Below are 17197 nucleotides of genomic sequence, written 5' to 3'. Positions count from 1 at the left end.
CCTAAGTTCGCCTTATGGCGCGAAAAATTCTCCAAAGCAGAACTGTTAATTCGCATTCAAGAAGCTTGAGATATACGCGCAAAACCGCCATCCTGACCAAGAATTCAGTCGACTCGTCGGGGCGGTAAGTCTGCCTTGGCGCAAAATCCGCAATTCTAACGAGGCGCCTGCCATGTCCCTTGCATTGAAGAATTCTACATCCCGCCTCTTGGGGCCAGCCGTTGCGGCCTTGGTCTATATGGGCATGGCACATGCGGCCCTCGCACAGGATCAAGGCGACGCGCCACCGCCCAAAGTGTCCATCGCTGCGGCCTATACGCAGGAAATCACCGATGAGGCCGTATTCATCGGGCGGGCCGAAGCGCTGGACAAAGCCGACATCGTGGCGCGCGTCAGCGGTTTTCTGGAAAGCCAGGACGTCGAAGACGGTGCGCTGGTACAACAAGGCGATATCCTGTTCACCATTGAGCCGGACCTTTATGAGGCAACGCTGGAAGCCCGCAATGCCGATCTGGACAGGGCCGAAGCCAGTCTGGAACTTGCCAAGGTCGAACTGGCCCGAAAGGAAGAACTATACCAACGCGACGCCACGCCGGAGTCCGAACGGGACATCGCCCGCGCCAACGAACTGGTCGCCGAGGCCGAGGTCAAAGCCGCCAAGGCCGCCATCCAGCAGGCACAGCTGGACCTGAGCTACACTGAGATCCACGCGCCTTTTTCGGGCCGCATCGGCCGGGTTGCAATCAGTGTCGGCGACGTGGTCGGGCCAACCAATCCTCCGTTGGTCAATATCGTCAGCGAGGCTCCGATCTATGTCAACTTTTCCCTAAACGAAAAGCAGTTTACGACGATTCTTCAAACTGTTGGCGAAAACGCCTCATCTCTGGCTGAGAGCGAACAAAGCCCGAATGTCCGCGTGACCCTGCCGAACGGAACGGAACTGGGTGAGACCGGCAAGATCGTCTTTGTCGACAACCGGATTGACCCTCTGACCGGCGCCATCACGATGCGGGCCGAATTCGACAACGCCAACAGGCTGATCGTCGACGGAGCCTTTCTGAACGTGCGCATCGAAGCGCTGGAACCCACGCTCGAGGTCCTGATCCCTCAGGCCGCCTTGCAACGTGACCAGAGAGGCGAATTCGTGCTGGTTGTGAATGACAAGCAGATGGTCGAACAGCGCTATATCACGACCGGCAACACCGTCGACTCGGCGATTATCGTCAAGGAAGGATTGCGCGAGGGCGAAAGCGTCATCGTCGAAGGCCTGCAAAGGGTTCGTCCGGGCGTGGCCGTGGATGCGGTCGTGGCCTCTGAACAGCCGGGAGAGTAACAGATGTTCTCTGCCCTGTTCATCAGCCGGCCCAAGCTGGCGCTTGTTATTTCGCTTGTTCTGACCATCATGGGCGGGATCGGGTATCTGGTCTTGCCGGTCGCCCAGTTCCCGGACATCACGCCACCAGTGGTCAGTGTGACCACCACCTATACCGGCGCCAATGCCGAGACCGTGGAAAACACCGTCGCCGCCCCGATCGAGGCGCAGGTGAACGGTGTGGACGACATGATCTATATGACGTCCACCTCGTCAGATAACGGGTCCTATTCGCTGAATATCACGTTCGAGGTTGGCACCGATCCCGATATCGCCTCGGTCAACGTGCAGAACCGCGTGGCGCAGGCGATGTCCTCGCTGCCGACCGAGGTGACATCCTCGGGCGTGGTCACGCAGAAGGCGTCGACCAACATGCTGTTGCTGGTCACGCTGACCTCACCCAACGGCACCTATGACAGCGTGTTTCTGTCGAACTATGCCTCGATCAACCTGAAAGACGCGCTGGCGCGGATTCAGGGTGTCGGTCGCGCGGACGTTCTGACCAATCTGGAATACGCCATGCGGATCTGGATGGACCCGGATCAGATGGCTGCCCTTTCCATCACCCCTGGCGACGTGATCAACGCCATTCGCGAGCAGAACGTCGAAGTATCAGCCGGCTCGATCGGTGCGCCCCCGGTACCCGAAGGGCAGACATTTCAGTACACCATCAAGACCAAGGGTCGCCTGACCTCGGCCGATGAGTTCGGTGAGATTGTCATTCGGACCGGTGAGGCTGGTTCAATCGTGCGGGTCAAGGATATCGCTCGGGTGGAACTGGGTGCGGAGTATTATGCGGCCTCCGGTTTCTTTGACAGTGTTCCTGCTACTGTCATCGGCATCTATCAGGCCCCCGGCGCCAACGCGCTGGCGGTGTCCGATCGGGTCCAGGCAGAACTTGACCGCCTGTCGCGCAGCTTCCCCACGGATGTGGAATTTGCCGTCCCATTCAACACCACCGACTTTGTGGAACAATCCCTGAATGACGTGGTCACGACCCTGATCATGACCTTCACCCTGGTGATAACGGTTGTATTCATCTTCCTTGGCAGTTGGCGTGCAACGATCATTCCGGCCGTTGCGATCCCGGTTTCTCTGATCGGGACGTTCGCTTTCCTGCTGATCTTCGGCATGTCGCTGAACACGATCTCATTGTTCGCACTGGTCCTGGCCATCGGGATCGTGGTGGATGACGCCATTGTTGTGGTTGAAAACGTCGAACGGATCATTGCCGACGAGGGGCTGCCCCCTGCCGAGGCCACCCGCAAGGCCATGGGTCAGATCACCGGCCCCGTCATTGCGACCACGCTGGTTCTGCTGGCCGTGTTCGTGCCGGTGACCTTCATGCCGGGAATCTCGGGGCGTCTGTATTCGCAATTCGCGGTGACAATCTCGACCGCTGTTGTGATCTCGTCGATCAACGCGCTGACCCTGTCACCGGCCTTGTGCGGGCTGGTTCTGCGTGCCCGCTCGGGTCCGCCAAAGGGGCTGTTGGCGGTGTTTGAGAATTTCATCGGCGCCGTCCGCGGCGGGTATGTGGCCATCGTACGCAAGCTGCTGATCCTGCCGGTCATTGGCCTTGGGGTCATTGCCGCGCTGGCGATGGGCACCGGGACCATCATGTCCAACACCTCCAGCGGGTTCCTGCCACTGGAGGATAACGGCTATCTGTTCGTCGATATTCAGCTGCCCGACGCGGCGACACTCGAACGTACCGAGGTCGTCTCGGCGCGGGTCGACGAGCAGATTCAGCAAATTCCCGGCGTGGCCAGTACCGTTCTGGTCAATGGCTTCTCGATCCTGAACGGCACCACGACCAACGGCGCCGCGATCTTTGTGAACCTCGACAACTGGGATGAGCGTCAGGAAGACGACCTGAGCGCCGACGCGATCCTGCAAAAGGTCCTGGCCATCGCTTATGGCGAGTCCGCCGCCTCGATCGTGGCCTTCAACCCGCCGCCCATTCAGGGCCTGGGCATGTCTGCTGGTGTCGAGATGGAGGTCCAGCAGACCGGGGGTGGATCACCTCAGGATCTGGCGTCGGCCGTGGGATCGTTCGTCTATGCGGCGAACCAGCGGCCCGAGATCGGGCAGGCCTATACCACCTTCCGCGCAAACGTGCCGCAATTGTTCGTCGATCTGGACCGCGAAAAAGCCAAGACGCTGCAGGTGTCCGTGGCCGAGGTGTTCCAGACCATGCAGGCACAGTTGGGATCGTACTACGTGAACGACTTCAACCTGTTCGGTCGGGTCTATCGCGTGATGATCCAGGCAGACGGCAGCTATCGCGATAACGTCGAGGACATCTCGAACCTTTACGTGCGTTCGACAAAGGGGGAAATGGTTCCTCTGGGCACGCTGATCGATGTTGAAAACGTGCTGGGTCCAGTCTTGCTGAAACGCCACAACCTGTTCCGCTCGGCAACTGTTACGGCGGTTCCCGCGCTGGGGCTGTCGACCGGCGATGCGATCAACGTCATGACCGAGGAATCGGCCACCGCCCTGCCCCCGGGCTATGCGTTCGAATGGACCGGGACCGCGCAGCAGCAGCTGGCTTCCGGCAGCCTCGTGATCGTCATTCTGGGGCTGGCGATCCTGTTCGGCTATCTGTTCCTTGTCGGGCAATATGAAAGCTGGACGATGCCGGTTTCGATCCTGCTATCGGTGATCGTCGCCCTGTTCGGGGCGGTGGCCGCCGTGGCCATCGTGGGCAGTGACATCAACCTCTATACGCAGATCGGGATGATCATGCTTGTGGGCCTGGCGTCGAAAAACGGCATTCTGATCGTCGAGTTCGCGATTGAGCAGCGGGCCAATGGCCTGTCGATCAAGGACGCCGCAGCAGAGGCTGCTTACCAGCGTTTCCGCGCGGTGATGATGACCGCGCTGTCCTTCCTGCTTGGTGTTGTGCCTCTGCTGGCGGCCAGTGGTGCGGGGGCAGCCAGCCAAAAAGCCATCGGTGTCGCCGTGTTCGGAGGCATGCTGGCGGCCACGCTGGTCGGCGTCATTCTGGTACCGGTACTTTATGCTCTGATGCAAAGCCTCAGGGAATGGATCAAGGGTACCAAGAACGATCCCGGCCCTTCTGAGGAAGCGGTATAAATCAAAGTAAAGCCCCGCCAGACCGGCGGGGCTTTTATCTTAGGCAGCAGCTTGCGCGCTGCGCTGCGACATCCAGTCTTCGATCCGGGCAATCTGACCGGCAGTCAGCCGCAGACCCAGTTTGTTGCGGCGCCAGATCACGTCCTCGGCCTTGCGCGCGTATTCCTTGTCCATCAGCCATTCCAGTTCCCGCGCGGTCAACGTGGCGCCAAAATCCTCGCCCAATTCATCCGATGATTTCGCATCCCCCAGAATAGCACGGGCTTCGGTACCATAGGCGCGCACAAGACGTTCAGCCCAGGCGCGATCCAGAAAGTTGTATTCAGCCTCGAGCCCGGCCACAAGATCCTGCACCCCATCGACAGGGAAATCCCCACCGGGCAGTGCAATACCCGCAGTCCAGGGGCCGGGCAAGTCGGCGAAATGCTCGGCCACTTTTTCCAGCGCACTCTCGGCCAGCCGCCTGTAGGTTGTGATCTTGCCGCCAAAGACATTCAGAACGGGCGCCCCGCCCTGCGCGTCGACCTTCAGCGTGTAATCCCGCGTAGCAGCGGTCGCACTGCTGGCCCCGTCATCGTATAAGGGGCGCACTCCGGAATAGGTCCAGACAATATCCCCACGAGTTACCGGTTTCTTGAAGTATTTCGTCGCAAAGGCGCACAGGTAGTCCTGCTCAACCTCGGTACAGACCGGAGTTTCAGACGGATCCGGATGGTCCTGATCTGTGGTGCCGATCAGAGTGAAGTCACGTTCATACGGGATGGCAAAAATGATGCGGCCATCCTCACCCTGAAAGAAATAGCATTTGTCGTGGTCGAACAGCCTGCGGGTCACGATATGACTGCCGCGCACCAACCGGACGCCTTCGCGCGAGTTTACGTGGATTTTCGTCTGGATAATGTCGCCGACCCACGGGCCGCCGGCGTTGATCAGCATTCTGGCCCGAACCACACGTGTCTCATCGCTGTCACAATCCCGGACCGTCACCTCCCACAGATCGCCCACACGTTCCGCGGAAAGAACCTCGGTACGGACCATGATCTTCGCCCCGCGCGCCTCGGCATCGCGGGCGTTGAGGACAACCAGCCGGGAATCCTCGATCCAGCAATCCGAATACTCATAGGCCGTCTCGAACTTGTCCTGCAGCGGCCGCCCCTCGGGTGCTGTTTTCAAATCCAGCGCGTCCGTGCCCGGCAGGATTTTACGCCCGCCCAGATGATCGTACATGAACAGGCCGAGACGGATCAGCCATGCCGGGCGCCGCCCCTTCATCCACGGCATCACCGTGCTGAGCAGGCGCGAGGTCGGGGTTTCCGAGTCAAACCGCATATCGTCGTGATACGGCAGGACAAACCGCATCGGCCAGCTGATATGAGGCATCGCCCGCAGCAGGGTTTCGCGTTCGATCAGCGCCTCACGCACAAGGCGGAACTCGAAATACTCCAGATACCGCAACCCGCCGTGAAACAGTTTGGTCGAGGCCGAAGACGTCGCCGAAGCCAGATCGTTCATCTCGGCCAAAGTTACCGACAGCCCCCGCCCCGCCGCATCGCGTGCGATGCCGCACCCGTTGATGCCGCCGCCGATGATGAAAAGATCAGAGATCTGATCCTGTGCCTGTTTCATATCCGGATGATTCCCCATTGGTGGAAAACGCGCGCTCATTAACATTGGAGGCACTCGCTTCGTCAACATTTGTTTTCGTTTATGTTCGTTTTGTCACAGAACTCACCAATTATTGCGTCTTCCGATGTCACGCTGTTGAATGTTCAGGAAAATAGAACAAAAACGAACACACCCAATTTGGAGCCAACCGTGTCCCTATCCTTTCGCCAGTCAGACATCCTGGATATCGCCAGACAGGACGGCCGCGTGATGGTCGAAGACCTGGCGGCGCGGTTCGAGGTCACGGTTCAGACCATCCGCCGCGATCTGTCCGAACTGGCCGACATGGGCAAACTCGACCGCGTCCACGGGGGCGCTGTTCTGCGCTCGGGCGTGTCCAATATCGGGTATGAGGACCGCCGCGCCCTGAACGCCGATATCAAGGCACGCATCGCTCAGACCTGCGCGCAAGATATCCCTCATGGAGCGTCCGTGTTTCTGAACATCGGCACCTCAACCGAGGCCGTCGCGCGGCAATTGCTGGGCCACAAAGACCTGATGGTGGTGACCAACAACATGAATGTCGCGAACATCCTGGTCGACAACCCGGATTGTCAGATCGTCGTGGCCGGGGGCGTGCTGCGCCGTTCGGATGGGGGGCTGATCGGCAACCTGACGATCTCGACCATCGAACAGTTTAAGTTTGACTATGCCATCATCGGCTGCTCGGCGCTGGACATAAACGGAGACCTACTGGATTTTGATTTCCAGGAAGTGCGCGTCAGTCAAACCATCATCGCGCAGGCACGCCGCACCTGCTTGGTGGCCGATCAGTCCAAGTTCCAGCGTACCGCCCCGGCGCGAATTGCCTCGCTGTCCGAGGTGGACGTGTTCTATACTGATCACGCCTTGCCCAAGGAGCTGGCCCGAAAATGCAATGAGTGGAACACGCAGGTAAAGCTCTGCAGTTGACGTCAAGTAATTCGCACTAAAGGTGAATCCCTGACACGAGTTCTTGCCAGATTGGCCGTCGCCTGACACACTTGCGCATATTGCAATCGTCGCACGGGAGGGGAAATCCGGTCCATGATAGCGCTTTTATTTGCGTTACTTACAGCCACGATGGGGCTGAACTACTTTAATCGTACGACAGCCGCCAACGTGCTGTTCTTTTTCACGCTGGCGTTGAGTGTGTATTGGCTGAAATTTCACGCCACCAGCCAATTGACGATCCAGTTGTAGGAGAGTCCGGATGACACCTGAACTCTCACGCACCCTGAACGCACTTGGCATGTTGGCGGTAAGTCTGGTGCTGTTGCTTGCCTTTTTCTATCAATTGAAACTCTACGAACTGCCCTGCCCTTTGTGCCTGTTGCAGCGGGTTGGTTTTGTCGCCGTGGGCGTGGGTCTGGGTCTGAACCTGCTATATGGAGCCCGCCCCCGGCACTACGGCATAATGCTGCTTGGCGCGTTGTTTGGCGGCAGCGTCGCCGTACGGCAAATCCTGCTGCACATCGTTCCGGGCACCGGACATTACGGGTCGCCCGTGCTGGGGCTGCACTATTACACTTGGGCGGCGATCTGCTTTTTCCTGATCCTGCTGGGCACGGCGCTGATGCTGATGTTTGACCGTCAGTATGACGGCGAGCCTCAGCCCCGCTTTGGCGGCAGTGCACTGGCGAAAACCGCGTTTTTCATCATGTTTGGTCTGGCCGCCCTGAATGCGGTCTCGACCTTGGTGGAATGCGGGCCGGGCATTTGCGCGGACCCTCCCACCAGCTACAAATTGATTGACGAAGTGGGTGGCAACGGCTGAGGATGGGACAACCTTCCCAAAAGGAGGCACGAGCATGGGATTACTGGGACAGCCGCTTGGCTTTTACGACTATCTGACATTCGTGGCACTGATATTGCTGCTGGCGGCGGTGATGGCTCTGTTTCTGTTCATCATGGGGCTGCCGGGGCGGATCGCGATCAAACGCAATCACCCTCACGCCGAAGCCGTCAAGATCATGGGCTGGATGGGGTTTCTGGCCGTTGTCCCTTGGGTTCATGCCTTCATGTGGGCGTTCCACGATGGCGTCACGGTCGACATTCGCCGCACGCCTGATGACGAAAAAGATGCCATTCGCAAGGAAATCAAGCGGTTGGGTGGGTCGGTAAACGAAGAATACCGCGACCCGCTGGACCCTGACGGAACCCAGAAGAGCTAAGGCCAAAGGAATTCACTGACTATGTTCGTCGCCCTCGGCATTACGCTGTTCTACATCATCTTTGTCTGGTTCATTTTTTTCAAAGTCCAATGGCTGAAATTCAACATCACCTGGGGGATCGTCACCTTCTGGATTGGCGCGCACCTGTTGCTGGTGTTTCTGGTGGCGCTGCGGTTCTTTCAGCCCTTTTCAATCGACAGCCACGTCGTCCGCTCGACCATCCAGATCGTGCCCCGTCTGACCGAACCGACCATCCTGACCGAGGTGCTGGTCGAGCCGAATACCGAGGTCAAAAAGGGCGACCCGCTCTACCGCTTTGACGACACCGTATTCTCGCTTGAGGTCGAGGAGGCCACCGCGCAGCTGGTTGCTGCCGAACAGAATGCCAAGATCTTGGAACAGGATGTCATTGTCGCGGGTGAAAACGTAGAACGCGCAAACGCGCAACTGGCCTACGCGCTGACTCAACAGGCGCGCTATGAAAATCTGGTGCCGGCGGGCGGCGCACGTCAGGATGAGCTGGACCGCTGGAACGAACAGGTCACCGAGGATCAGGCGCAGATCAAAGAGGCCGAAGCCAATCTGGAGAAGGCACAACTGGCGCTGGATTCTCAGATTGACGGGGTGAACACGGGCATCCTGCAGGCGCAGGCGCAGCTGGAAAAAGCCCAGTACTTCCTTGATAACACGACAATTTACGCGCCCGAAGACGGCATGATTGTGTCGCAACAGGCCCGACCGGGTCTGGTTGTCGGGGATATCCGTCTGGGGGCAATCGCCAGCTTTGTCACCAAGGACAACCCTTACATTCTGGCCACCTATCGCCAGCAGAACCTGAAGTTTGTCGAAGTCGGACAGCCGGTTGAGGTCGCGCTTGATCTCTATCCCGGCGAAATTCTGAACGGCAAGGTCGAGGCGATCTGGTGGGCGACTCGTCAGGGTCAGTACCTGCCTTCTGGCCGTCTGCCCGGCTTTGAACTGCCAAAACTGCCCGGCCGTATCGCTGTACAAATCTCGGTCGATATTCCGGACGGTCACACCTTCCCTGCCGGTGGTCACGCGGCGGTGGCGATCTATACCGGTCAGGGCAAAAGCTTTGAGTTCCTGCGGCGCATCAATATCCGCCTTTATTCCTTCGCCAACTTCATCCGACCACTGGATATCTGAGGACGCATGACATGACCCGGGCCAAGATTCACCGCCACCTGATCGGCACCGCCCTATGCGCGGCTTTGCTGGTCGGCTGCACCCCAGTCGGCCCGAATTTTGTGCGCCCGAACTCTCCGGTCGTGAAGGAATGGATCGAGGTCAACAGCCCCAGCGCCGGACCCAGCGGCCTGACCTCGCGCAGCGCGCCCGTGGTAAAATGGTGGGAGACGTTCAACGACCCCACCCTGAACAAGCTGATCGCCCAAGCCTATGCCCAGAACCTTGATCTGCAGGTTGCCGGTGCCCGTGTCCTGCAAGCCCGCGCGCAGTTGGGCATCGCGTTCGGAGAGCTTTACCCGCAGTCGCAGGCCATCGGCGGGTCGATCGAGCGGCGACAGATCAGTGAGAATCTGGGGCCGATTTCGGATATCAACCGGATCATACCTCTGGATACCGAGTTTTCGACCTCGCAAGTCGGGTTCGATGCGCAATGGGAGTTGGACGTTTGGGGCCAGCAACGGCGTGGCGTTCAGGCGGCGCGGTCCAATCTGGCGTTGCAGGTGGCCAACTACGACGACGCGCTGGTAACACTGACTGGAGACGTTGCGGCGCTGTATGTGAATATCCGGGCGCTGCAGGAATCTTTGAGGGTCGCGCGCGAGAACATTCAGCTGCAACAGGCTTCTGCGGACCTGACAGAATTGCGTTTCAAAAACGGCGTGACGACCGAGTTGGACGTACAGGAATCCACCGCCCTGCTGAACAACACCAAGGCTCTGGTGCCCGAGATCGAGAGCGACATCCAGCAGGCCAAGAATGCGCTGGCCGTTCTGCTGGGCACAACACCCTCGCGGATGACCAGCCTGCTGGGCAATTCCGGGCGCATCCCCTCGGCCCGCTCTAACGTGGCCGTAGGTGTTCCGGCGGAACTGCTGCGCCGCCGCCCGGACGTGCGTGCAGCCGAGCTGGCAGCGGCCACGCAATCGGCGCAGGTGGGGATCGCGATGGCTGATCTCTACCCGCAGTTCATTTTGTCTGGGTCCATTGGCCTGCAGGCCTCGGGGGGGCGTGATTTGTTTTCGACGGCCAGCACCACCGGTCTGGCCAATGCCGGGGTGGTCTGGAACGTGCTGAACTATGGCCGGATCAAGAATAACGTCCGCGCGCAGGACGCGGCTTATCAGGCGCTGATCGCCAATTATCAGAACACCGTTCTGACCGCCTATTCCGAGGTCGAAAGCGCCATGGTTGCCTATACCCAGTCGCGTAAGCAGGTCGGGTTCTACGAAAACAGCGTGGCCGCATCGCGCAAAGCAGCCGAGATCGCGGTGGATCAATATCGCGACGGCATTGCCGACTATTCCCGTATCCTGAACACGCAGACTGCGTTGTTACGATCCCAGGCCAATCTGATCGAGGCGCGTCAGCAGGTGTCCAGCAATCTGGTGGCTGTCTACAAGGGTCTGGGCGGCGGCTGGCAAATCCGCCAGAATCAGGAGTTCCTGCCCGAAACCGTTCTGGCCGAAATGGCCTATCGCACCGATTGGGGCGATCTGCTGCAGGAAACCCCGACGCGGGCGAGCCTGAACTAAGCTATTTGGTAAGTCCGCGTAGCCCGCCGGATATCAGGATGTTCACTTCATACAGGATGCGCGGCGCAGCCAGACCGCCGGGGCTGGCCAGATAGTTCGGGCTCCATTCCGGATCGAATTTCTGTTTGAACGACCGCAGCCCCTCGAAGTGATAGAACTGTTCGCCATGCTCATAGACAAACCCGCCGACGCGGTTCCAGAATGAGGCCAACTGGCGGTTCTCGATCCCCGAAAACGGCGCGGCCCCCAGCGAGAACCAGTGGAACCCCTGCTCTGCACCCCATGACATCATCTCGGCAAACAAAGCGTCCATGATGAAATTCGAGCCGTCCGGCTCATACCGCATCAGGTCCAGCGACAATTCGGACTTATGTCCGCCCTGGAACAGATTGGCGAAGGCGACAATCTCGCCCGTATCGCCCTTTCGCAGCACGGCATGATCGAAATACGACAGGTACTTCTCGTCAAACCCACCAAGGGCAAAGCCCTTCTCTTCGCCCGCCTTTTGCGCCAGCCAGTCATCGGATATTTTGCGCAGTTCGGGCAAGACCGGGGCCAAGTCCTCTTTGGGGATGACCTCAAACACATAGCCTTCACGCTCGGCCCGGTTCTTGGCCTGCCGAAACCGCTTGCGGGACTTGCCATCCAGCGAGAAATCTTTCAGCGGCACCCGTGCGACCTCACCGATTTTCAGAATCGACAGGCCGAGGTCCAGGAAGGTCGGCAGGTATTTGGTGGACACACTGTAGAACGCACACAGCTTGCCCTCACGATCCGCCATTTCGCGCAGTTGCCAGATCAGTTGCCGACCGGCCTTTTCATCGCCAACCGGCTCGCCCTTGGTGATCAGCGCGTTGCCGGTATCGGCATAGGCCAGAAACGCGCTTTCGTCCGGTGCGAGCAGGAATTGCTTGTCCCCGGTCAGTGAAATCTGCGCCTCGGTATCTTCGCTTTCCAGCGCCAGACGTTCCACGGCAGCAGGGATTTCGGTGCGCTGCAACTGAGGAATTTCCCGTCCGAACAGAGAGTTCACGGCCACCACACCAAGGATGACGGCCACCACAAGGCTGGACCTCAAGAAACGCGAGGCGTCGCCGTTCCACGCGAACTCCCACCACAGCGCATTCTGGTATTCGACGTGGGAATAGGCGAATAGCCCAATCCAGAAGATGACCGCCAGCAAGGCGAAGACACTGACCAGCCACGGAATGTTCAGGCGAAAGATCGAGGCGCCGCTGACGCGGTAGAACGCCCCCCGGAACGCGGCCAGCACGGCGATCGAGGCCAGCATTCCAAGCGCCTCATGCGTATCCAATCCTTTGGTGAGCGAGGCAATGAAGCCTGCCACCATCAGCAACATCGCAACGATCCACGCGCGATAGAGCTTGCGGAACAGCCCGCGCGACACAAGGATCAGCAGCACGCCAACCGCGCTGCCCGCCAAATGCGAGGCCTCGACGAATGACAACGGCAGGAAGTCCCGCAACACGCCGAGGTTCTGGCTGCTGGACGGCAACGCCCCCGAGACCAGCAGGATGATCCCCGCCACCGCGGTCACGCCTGCAGCCACCATCGGCACAATCGGACGGATCGCGCGATAGACCCATGTCGCCGCGCCGCTGATATGGTGGCGGTGCGTCAGCACCGAGGCGACCGCGATCGACAGGCTGGCGATGGCAAAGGGCAAGAAGGTGTAGACCAGCCGATACAACAGCAAGGCCGCGATCACATCCGACCGGCCCGAGGCGCCCAGCCCGGCGATCAGCGTCGCCTCGAACGCTCCGATCCCACCCGGTGCGTGGCTGACAATTCCGACGGCAATCGCCCCGATATAGATCGTGAAGAAATAGGGGTAACCGACCCCAAGGTCATCGGGCATCAGCGTATACAGCACCATTGAGGCGCCAAACAGGTCTCCGATCGCGGCCAGGGTCAGCAAGCCAGCCAGCTTGCCACCGGGCAAATTGAACCCGATCCCGCCATAGGCCAGCCTGCGCCCCCCTTTTGCGAGCCAGAGAAACAGAGCAACGAGCGCCGCCAGCAGGCACAGACCGATCACGGTTTCGGTGGTGTCACTAATGGGCAGAACGTTGGAAATCCCGTCGGGATGCAGGGTCAGCAGTATGCCCAGCAACAGAACCAGCCCTGACCAGAACGCGATCCACGAGGTCGCGATGACGCCCGCGACCCGGCTCAGGTCCAGCCCAAGCGAGGCGTAGATTCGATACCGGATCGCCGTGCCGGTGATGTAAGAAAACCCAAGGCAATTGGACACGGCATAACCGCTGGCCCCGGCCATGCCTGCGACCGGCAAAGGCACCTCTCCATCCGCCACGCTTTGCACGGCGAGCACGTCGTACATGGACAGCGACAGAAAGCTAAAGCAAGTCCAGCAGAAGGCAACGAACAGCAACGTCCACGAGGTATTCGCCACGTCCGTCTGCACATCCCCCCATTTCACGTGATGAGACAGCTCGTGCAGCACCACCAGCGCGATCAGCGTGACCAGGATCGGCACCGCAATCCTGACCAAGGGCTTTTCGAGAAAACCGGTGACCCGCCCGGCCCAGCGTACGGCCCAGAGTTCTTCGCCTGTCTCCTGCGTGGTCATGTTTTTTCCCTGCTCTGAGGTGCTGCAATGATCCCGCGCGCGTACGGGTCGCGCGAGGGAACTCTTGCACATTTTCCTTGAACCTCAAAGCGCTATGGGCGGGTCAGACGCGGCCCTTGCGCGTGGACAACAACAGATTGGTCTCGGACTTGGTGATCCCCTCCATCCGCCGGATCTGGAACAGGACCTCGTCCAGCTCGGCCAGGGTCTCGGTTCCGATTTCGGCGATCAGGTCCCAGCTGCCATTGGTCGTGTGCACGGCGCGCACCTGACGCAGAGCGGCGATGCGGGCCATTGTGCGTTCGGTGCCACGTCCTTCGATCTCAAGCATCATCAACCCGCGGACCGGGCTTTCGGCCACGTCCAGCCGGGTGAGGACAGTAAAGCCCACGATCTCGCCCGATTGCTTCAGGCGCTGCAGCCGACTGCGCACCGTCGTGCGAGTGACTCCAAGCGTTTCGGCCAGTTCGGACAGTGAGGCCCGCGCGTCCCGGTGCAGGGCATTCAACAATCTGCTGTCCAAATCGTCCATGATGATTTCTCACTTTGCGTATCTGAGTTTCATTTTGAACAATTTGCCCTCTTCTCGCAACCCGACCCGCAGCCCTAAACAGACATATGGACAACAAACACGTAATATTGGTCGGCATTCCGATGGACGCAGGCAAACGGCGTCAGGGCTGCCGGATGGGACCGGACGCATACCGCGTGGCAGGTCTGGATCAGGCTTTGGCGGACCTGGAGTATCAGGTATCCGACCTTGGCAATATCGGCCCGGACGATACGGACACACCCGCACACACACATCTGTTCGCCCTGCCCGAGGTGATCGGCTGGACCAGCGCCTTGAGCCGCACGGCACAGGACACAGCGCCACAGGGTTTGCCGATCTTCATGGGCGGCGATCATGCCCTTTCTATGGGCACTGTCGCGGGAATGGCCGCCCATGCTGAGCAGATCGGGCGCCCACTGTTCGTGCTCTGGCTGGATGCGCATAGCGACTTTCACACGCCGGACAGTACCGGCAGCGGCAACCTGCATGGCACACCCGTCGCCTATTTCACCGGTCAGACGGGATTTGACGCCTTTCCGCCCGTGCCCGCCCCAGTACCAACCGACCGCGTTGGCATGATCGGCTTGCGCTCGGTCGATCCGGCGGAACGCGCGCGGCTGGAGCAGGACGACGCCATGCTGGCCGATATGCGCAGCATAGACGAGCACGGGATCAAAGCCCCTCTGATGGCGTTTCTGGATCGGGTTCGGGCGGCCAACGGCATCCTGCATGTCTCGCTGGATGTCGATTTCCTCGACCCTTCCATCGCCCCCGCTGTCGGCACCACCGTCCCCGGTGGCGCGACCGAGCGCGAGGCGCATCTGGTGATGGAACTGCTGCACGAAAGCGGCTTGGTCTGTTCGCTGGATCTGGTCGAGTTGAACCCGTTCCTCGACGAGCGCGGGCGCACCGCAAAACTCATGGTCGATCTGGCCGCCTCATTGCTGGGCCGCCGCATCTTCGACCGCCCAACCCGGAGTTTCTGATGCAGTCCCTGCAAGCCCCCTCGGCCGTCGTGATGATCCGGCCTCATGCGTTTACCTCGAACCCCGAGACTCATGGTGACAATGCGTTCCAGACACTCGCCACACATTCGTCCGCGCCCTCGGTCGCGGCGCGCGCGGAACATGACTCGGCAGTAGCTCAGTTACGCGACGCCGGTGTGAAGGTTCACGTCTTTGACGATCACGGCGACCACGACACGCCCGACAGCGTTTTTCCGAACAACTGGTTCTCGACCCATCCCGGCGGGCATGTCGCGATATATCCGATGTATGTCCCGTCGCGCAGACGCGAGCGCCGGGCGGATGTCATCGAACTGTTGAAACAGGAATACCGCGTTCAGGATGTGATCGACTATTCCGGTCTGGAACAGGACAAGCTGGCGCTGGAAGGCACCGGCGCGATGGTCCTGGATCACATCGGTCGCGTGGCTTATACGGTCAGGTCCAACCGCGCCGACCCCGTGCTGTTAGAGCGGTTCTGCACCCACTTCAACTATGAGCCCATCGTGTTCGAGGCAAAGGATGCAGAAGGGCGCGATGTCTATCACACCAATGTTCTGATGGGCATCGGCACCAACTACGCGCTGATCTGTCTGGACATGATTACCGACCCGGAGCGGCGCGCGACGGTCAAGGCGCGGCTTGAGGAAAGCGGTCGTACTGTCATTGATTTGAGCCATGAGCAAATCGCCGAGTTCGCCGGCAACGCCATCGAACTCAGCGGTCGTGACGGTCTGGTACTGGCTCTGTCCAGCCGGGCGCTGGCCGCACTTACCCCTGAACAAATCGCCACGATCGAGGCCAGCGCAACGCCGCTGCCGCTCTCGGTTCCGACAATTGAAACTGCTGGTGGATCCGTGCGCTGCATGATTGCAGGCATCCACCTGTCCCGCCGATAGGAGACCCCGATGCAACCTTCTGACAAGGCGCTTGTGCCCTTCGTGTCCGTCGACAACATGATGCGTCTGGTGCACCATGTCGGGGTCGAACGGATGATCACCCAGATCGCAGCCCAGATCGAATCCGATTTCAAACGCTGGGAAAGCTTTGATAAGACCCCGCGCATTCCCGCACACTCACCGCATGGCGTGATCGAACTGATGCCGACCTCGGATGGTGAGGCTTACGGCTTCAAATACGTCAACGGCCACCCCAAGAACACGTCCGAAGGATTACAGACGGTGACCGCCTTTGGTCTGCTGGCGGATGTCTACACCGGATACCCCACCCTGCTGACCGAAATGACGATGCTGACCGCGCTGCGAACAGCGGCAACCTCGGCGCTGGTCGGCAGCTATCTGGCGCCCAAGTCATCCTCGGTCATGGCCATGATCGGCAACGGCGCACAGTCTGAATTCCAATGTTTGGCTTTCAAGGCAATGTGCGGGATCACCACTGTGCGTCTTTATGACACTGACAGCAACGCCACCAGGAAATGCGCCGCCAACCTGCAGGGAGCCGGTCTGACCATCGTACCCTGCTCAACCCCCGAAGAGGCCATTGAAGGCGCGCACATCATCACAACCTGCACGGCTGACAAGAAAAATGCCACGATCCTGACCGACAACATGGTTGGCCCCGGCGTGCACATCAACGCCATTGGCGGCGACTGCCCGGGCAAGACGGAACTGCACCGCGATATCCTCTTGCGCTCGGACATTTTTGTTGAATACCCGGAACAAACTCGGGTCGAAGGTGAAATTCAGGCGCTGGATGACGACCACCCTGTGACCGAGATGTGGCAGGTCATGACCGGACAGGCCGAGGGTCGCCGCGACGATCGTCAGATCACCTTGTTCGACAGCGTGGGCTTTGCGATCGAGGACTTCTCGGCTCTGCGGTACATAAAGACTGCCATCGAAAGCACTGACTTCTTTGAACCTTTGGACATGCTGGCAGACCCGGATGACCCGCGCGATCTGTATGGGATGCTGATGCGGGCAAGCTAAAGAACCCGCAAATAGCAGTACCTCGCCCCCGGTTAACCCCGGGGGCT

At 59.7% G+C, this 17197-nt stretch carries 14 protein-coding genes; 11 read left to right on the top strand and 3 right to left on the bottom strand.

Annotated features, from left to right (window positions below; translation table 11 throughout):
- Positions 1–172 precede the first annotated feature (172 nt).
- A complete protein-coding gene (locus ACOQFT_RS20460; RefSeq protein WP_421599688.1) occupies positions 173–1333 on the top strand; it encodes an efflux RND transporter periplasmic adaptor subunit in 1161 nt (386 codons plus the stop codon).
- A 3-nt stretch (positions 1334–1336) separates the two neighbouring features.
- Positions 1337–4474, top strand: a complete 3138-nt coding sequence (locus tag ACOQFT_RS20455; RefSeq protein WP_421599687.1) for an efflux RND transporter permease subunit — start codon at positions 1337–1339, stop codon at positions 4472–4474.
- A gap of 39 nt (positions 4475–4513) precedes the next feature.
- Here ACOQFT_RS20455 and glpD read toward each other — a convergent pair whose 3' ends face one another.
- Complete coding sequence (gene glpD / locus ACOQFT_RS20450) at positions 4514–6100, bottom strand: glycerol-3-phosphate dehydrogenase (RefSeq protein ID WP_421599686.1); 1587 nt, start codon at positions 6098–6100, stop codon at positions 4514–4516.
- A gap of 189 nt (positions 6101–6289) precedes the next feature.
- On the opposite strand from glpD, the gene ACOQFT_RS20445 reads away from it, so the two are divergent.
- The 6 genes from ACOQFT_RS20445 to ACOQFT_RS20420 all read left to right on the top strand — a co-directional run bounded on the left by ACOQFT_RS20445 (position 6290) and on the right by ACOQFT_RS20420 (position 11033).
- Positions 6290–7051: a DeoR/GlpR family DNA-binding transcription regulator gene (locus tag ACOQFT_RS20445; protein ID WP_421599685.1), complete on the top strand. Its 762-nt coding sequence runs from the start codon at positions 6290–6292 to the stop codon at positions 7049–7051.
- A gap of 114 nt (positions 7052–7165) precedes the next feature.
- Positions 7166–7321: a DUF5993 family protein gene (locus ACOQFT_RS20440; protein ID WP_170331252.1), complete on the top strand. Its 156-nt coding sequence runs from the start codon at positions 7166–7168 to the stop codon at positions 7319–7321.
- Between the two features lie 10 nt (positions 7322–7331).
- Entirely contained in the window at positions 7332–7895 is a 564-nt protein-coding gene (locus ACOQFT_RS20435; protein ID WP_421599684.1) for a disulfide bond formation protein B, read from the top strand.
- Between the two features lie 34 nt (positions 7896–7929).
- Positions 7930–8292, top strand: coding sequence for a DUF3302 domain-containing protein (locus ACOQFT_RS20430; RefSeq protein WP_170442085.1), 363 nt, complete (start codon positions 7930–7932; stop codon positions 8290–8292).
- Positions 8293–8313: 21 nt separating this feature from the next.
- The gene (locus ACOQFT_RS20425) at positions 8314–9459 is read left to right on the top strand and encodes an HlyD family secretion protein (RefSeq protein WP_421599683.1); all 1146 of its coding nucleotides are present in this window, start codon (positions 8314–8316) and stop codon (positions 9457–9459) included.
- An 11-nt stretch (positions 9460–9470) separates the two neighbouring features.
- Entirely contained in the window at positions 9471–11033 is a 1563-nt protein-coding gene (locus ACOQFT_RS20420; protein WP_421599682.1) for an efflux transporter outer membrane subunit, read from the top strand.
- A gap of 1 nt (position 11034) precedes the next feature.
- On the opposite strand, the gene mprF is transcribed toward ACOQFT_RS20420, so the two are convergent.
- Positions 11035–13644 (bottom strand): bifunctional lysylphosphatidylglycerol flippase/synthetase MprF, encoded by a 2610-nt coding sequence (mprF, locus tag ACOQFT_RS20415; protein WP_421599681.1) that lies wholly within the window; start codon positions 13642–13644, stop codon positions 11035–11037.
- Between the two features lie 103 nt (positions 13645–13747).
- Positions 13748–14176, bottom strand: a complete 429-nt coding sequence (locus ACOQFT_RS20410; protein WP_170671123.1) for an Lrp/AsnC family transcriptional regulator — start codon at positions 14174–14176, stop codon at positions 13748–13750.
- A gap of 86 nt (positions 14177–14262) precedes the next feature.
- On the opposite strand from ACOQFT_RS20410, the gene rocF reads away from it, so the two are divergent.
- From rocF to ACOQFT_RS20395, 3 genes are read left to right on the top strand one after another with little or no spacing between them, the layout of a single operon-like run.
- Entirely contained in the window at positions 14263–15183 is a 921-nt protein-coding gene (gene rocF, locus ACOQFT_RS20405) for an arginase (protein ID WP_421599680.1), read from the top strand.
- Positions 15183–16100, top strand: a complete 918-nt coding sequence (gene ctlX, locus ACOQFT_RS20400) for a citrulline utilization hydrolase CtlX (protein ID WP_421599679.1) — start codon at positions 15183–15185, stop codon at positions 16098–16100. The genes rocF and ctlX overlap by 1 nt, the downstream gene beginning before the upstream one ends.
- 9 nt (positions 16101–16109) lie before the next feature.
- Positions 16110–17150: an ornithine cyclodeaminase gene (locus ACOQFT_RS20395; RefSeq protein WP_421599678.1), complete on the top strand. Its 1041-nt coding sequence runs from the start codon at positions 16110–16112 to the stop codon at positions 17148–17150.
- Positions 17151–17197: the final 47 nt, after the last annotated feature.

It is taken from the genome of Ruegeria sp. MALMAid1280 (assembly GCF_049195285.1).
Lineage (GTDB): Bacteria > Pseudomonadota > Alphaproteobacteria > Rhodobacterales > Rhodobacteraceae > Ruegeria.
Note: the sequence above shows the minus strand (reverse complement) of the source record. Positions and strands in the feature narration are given on the sequence as shown.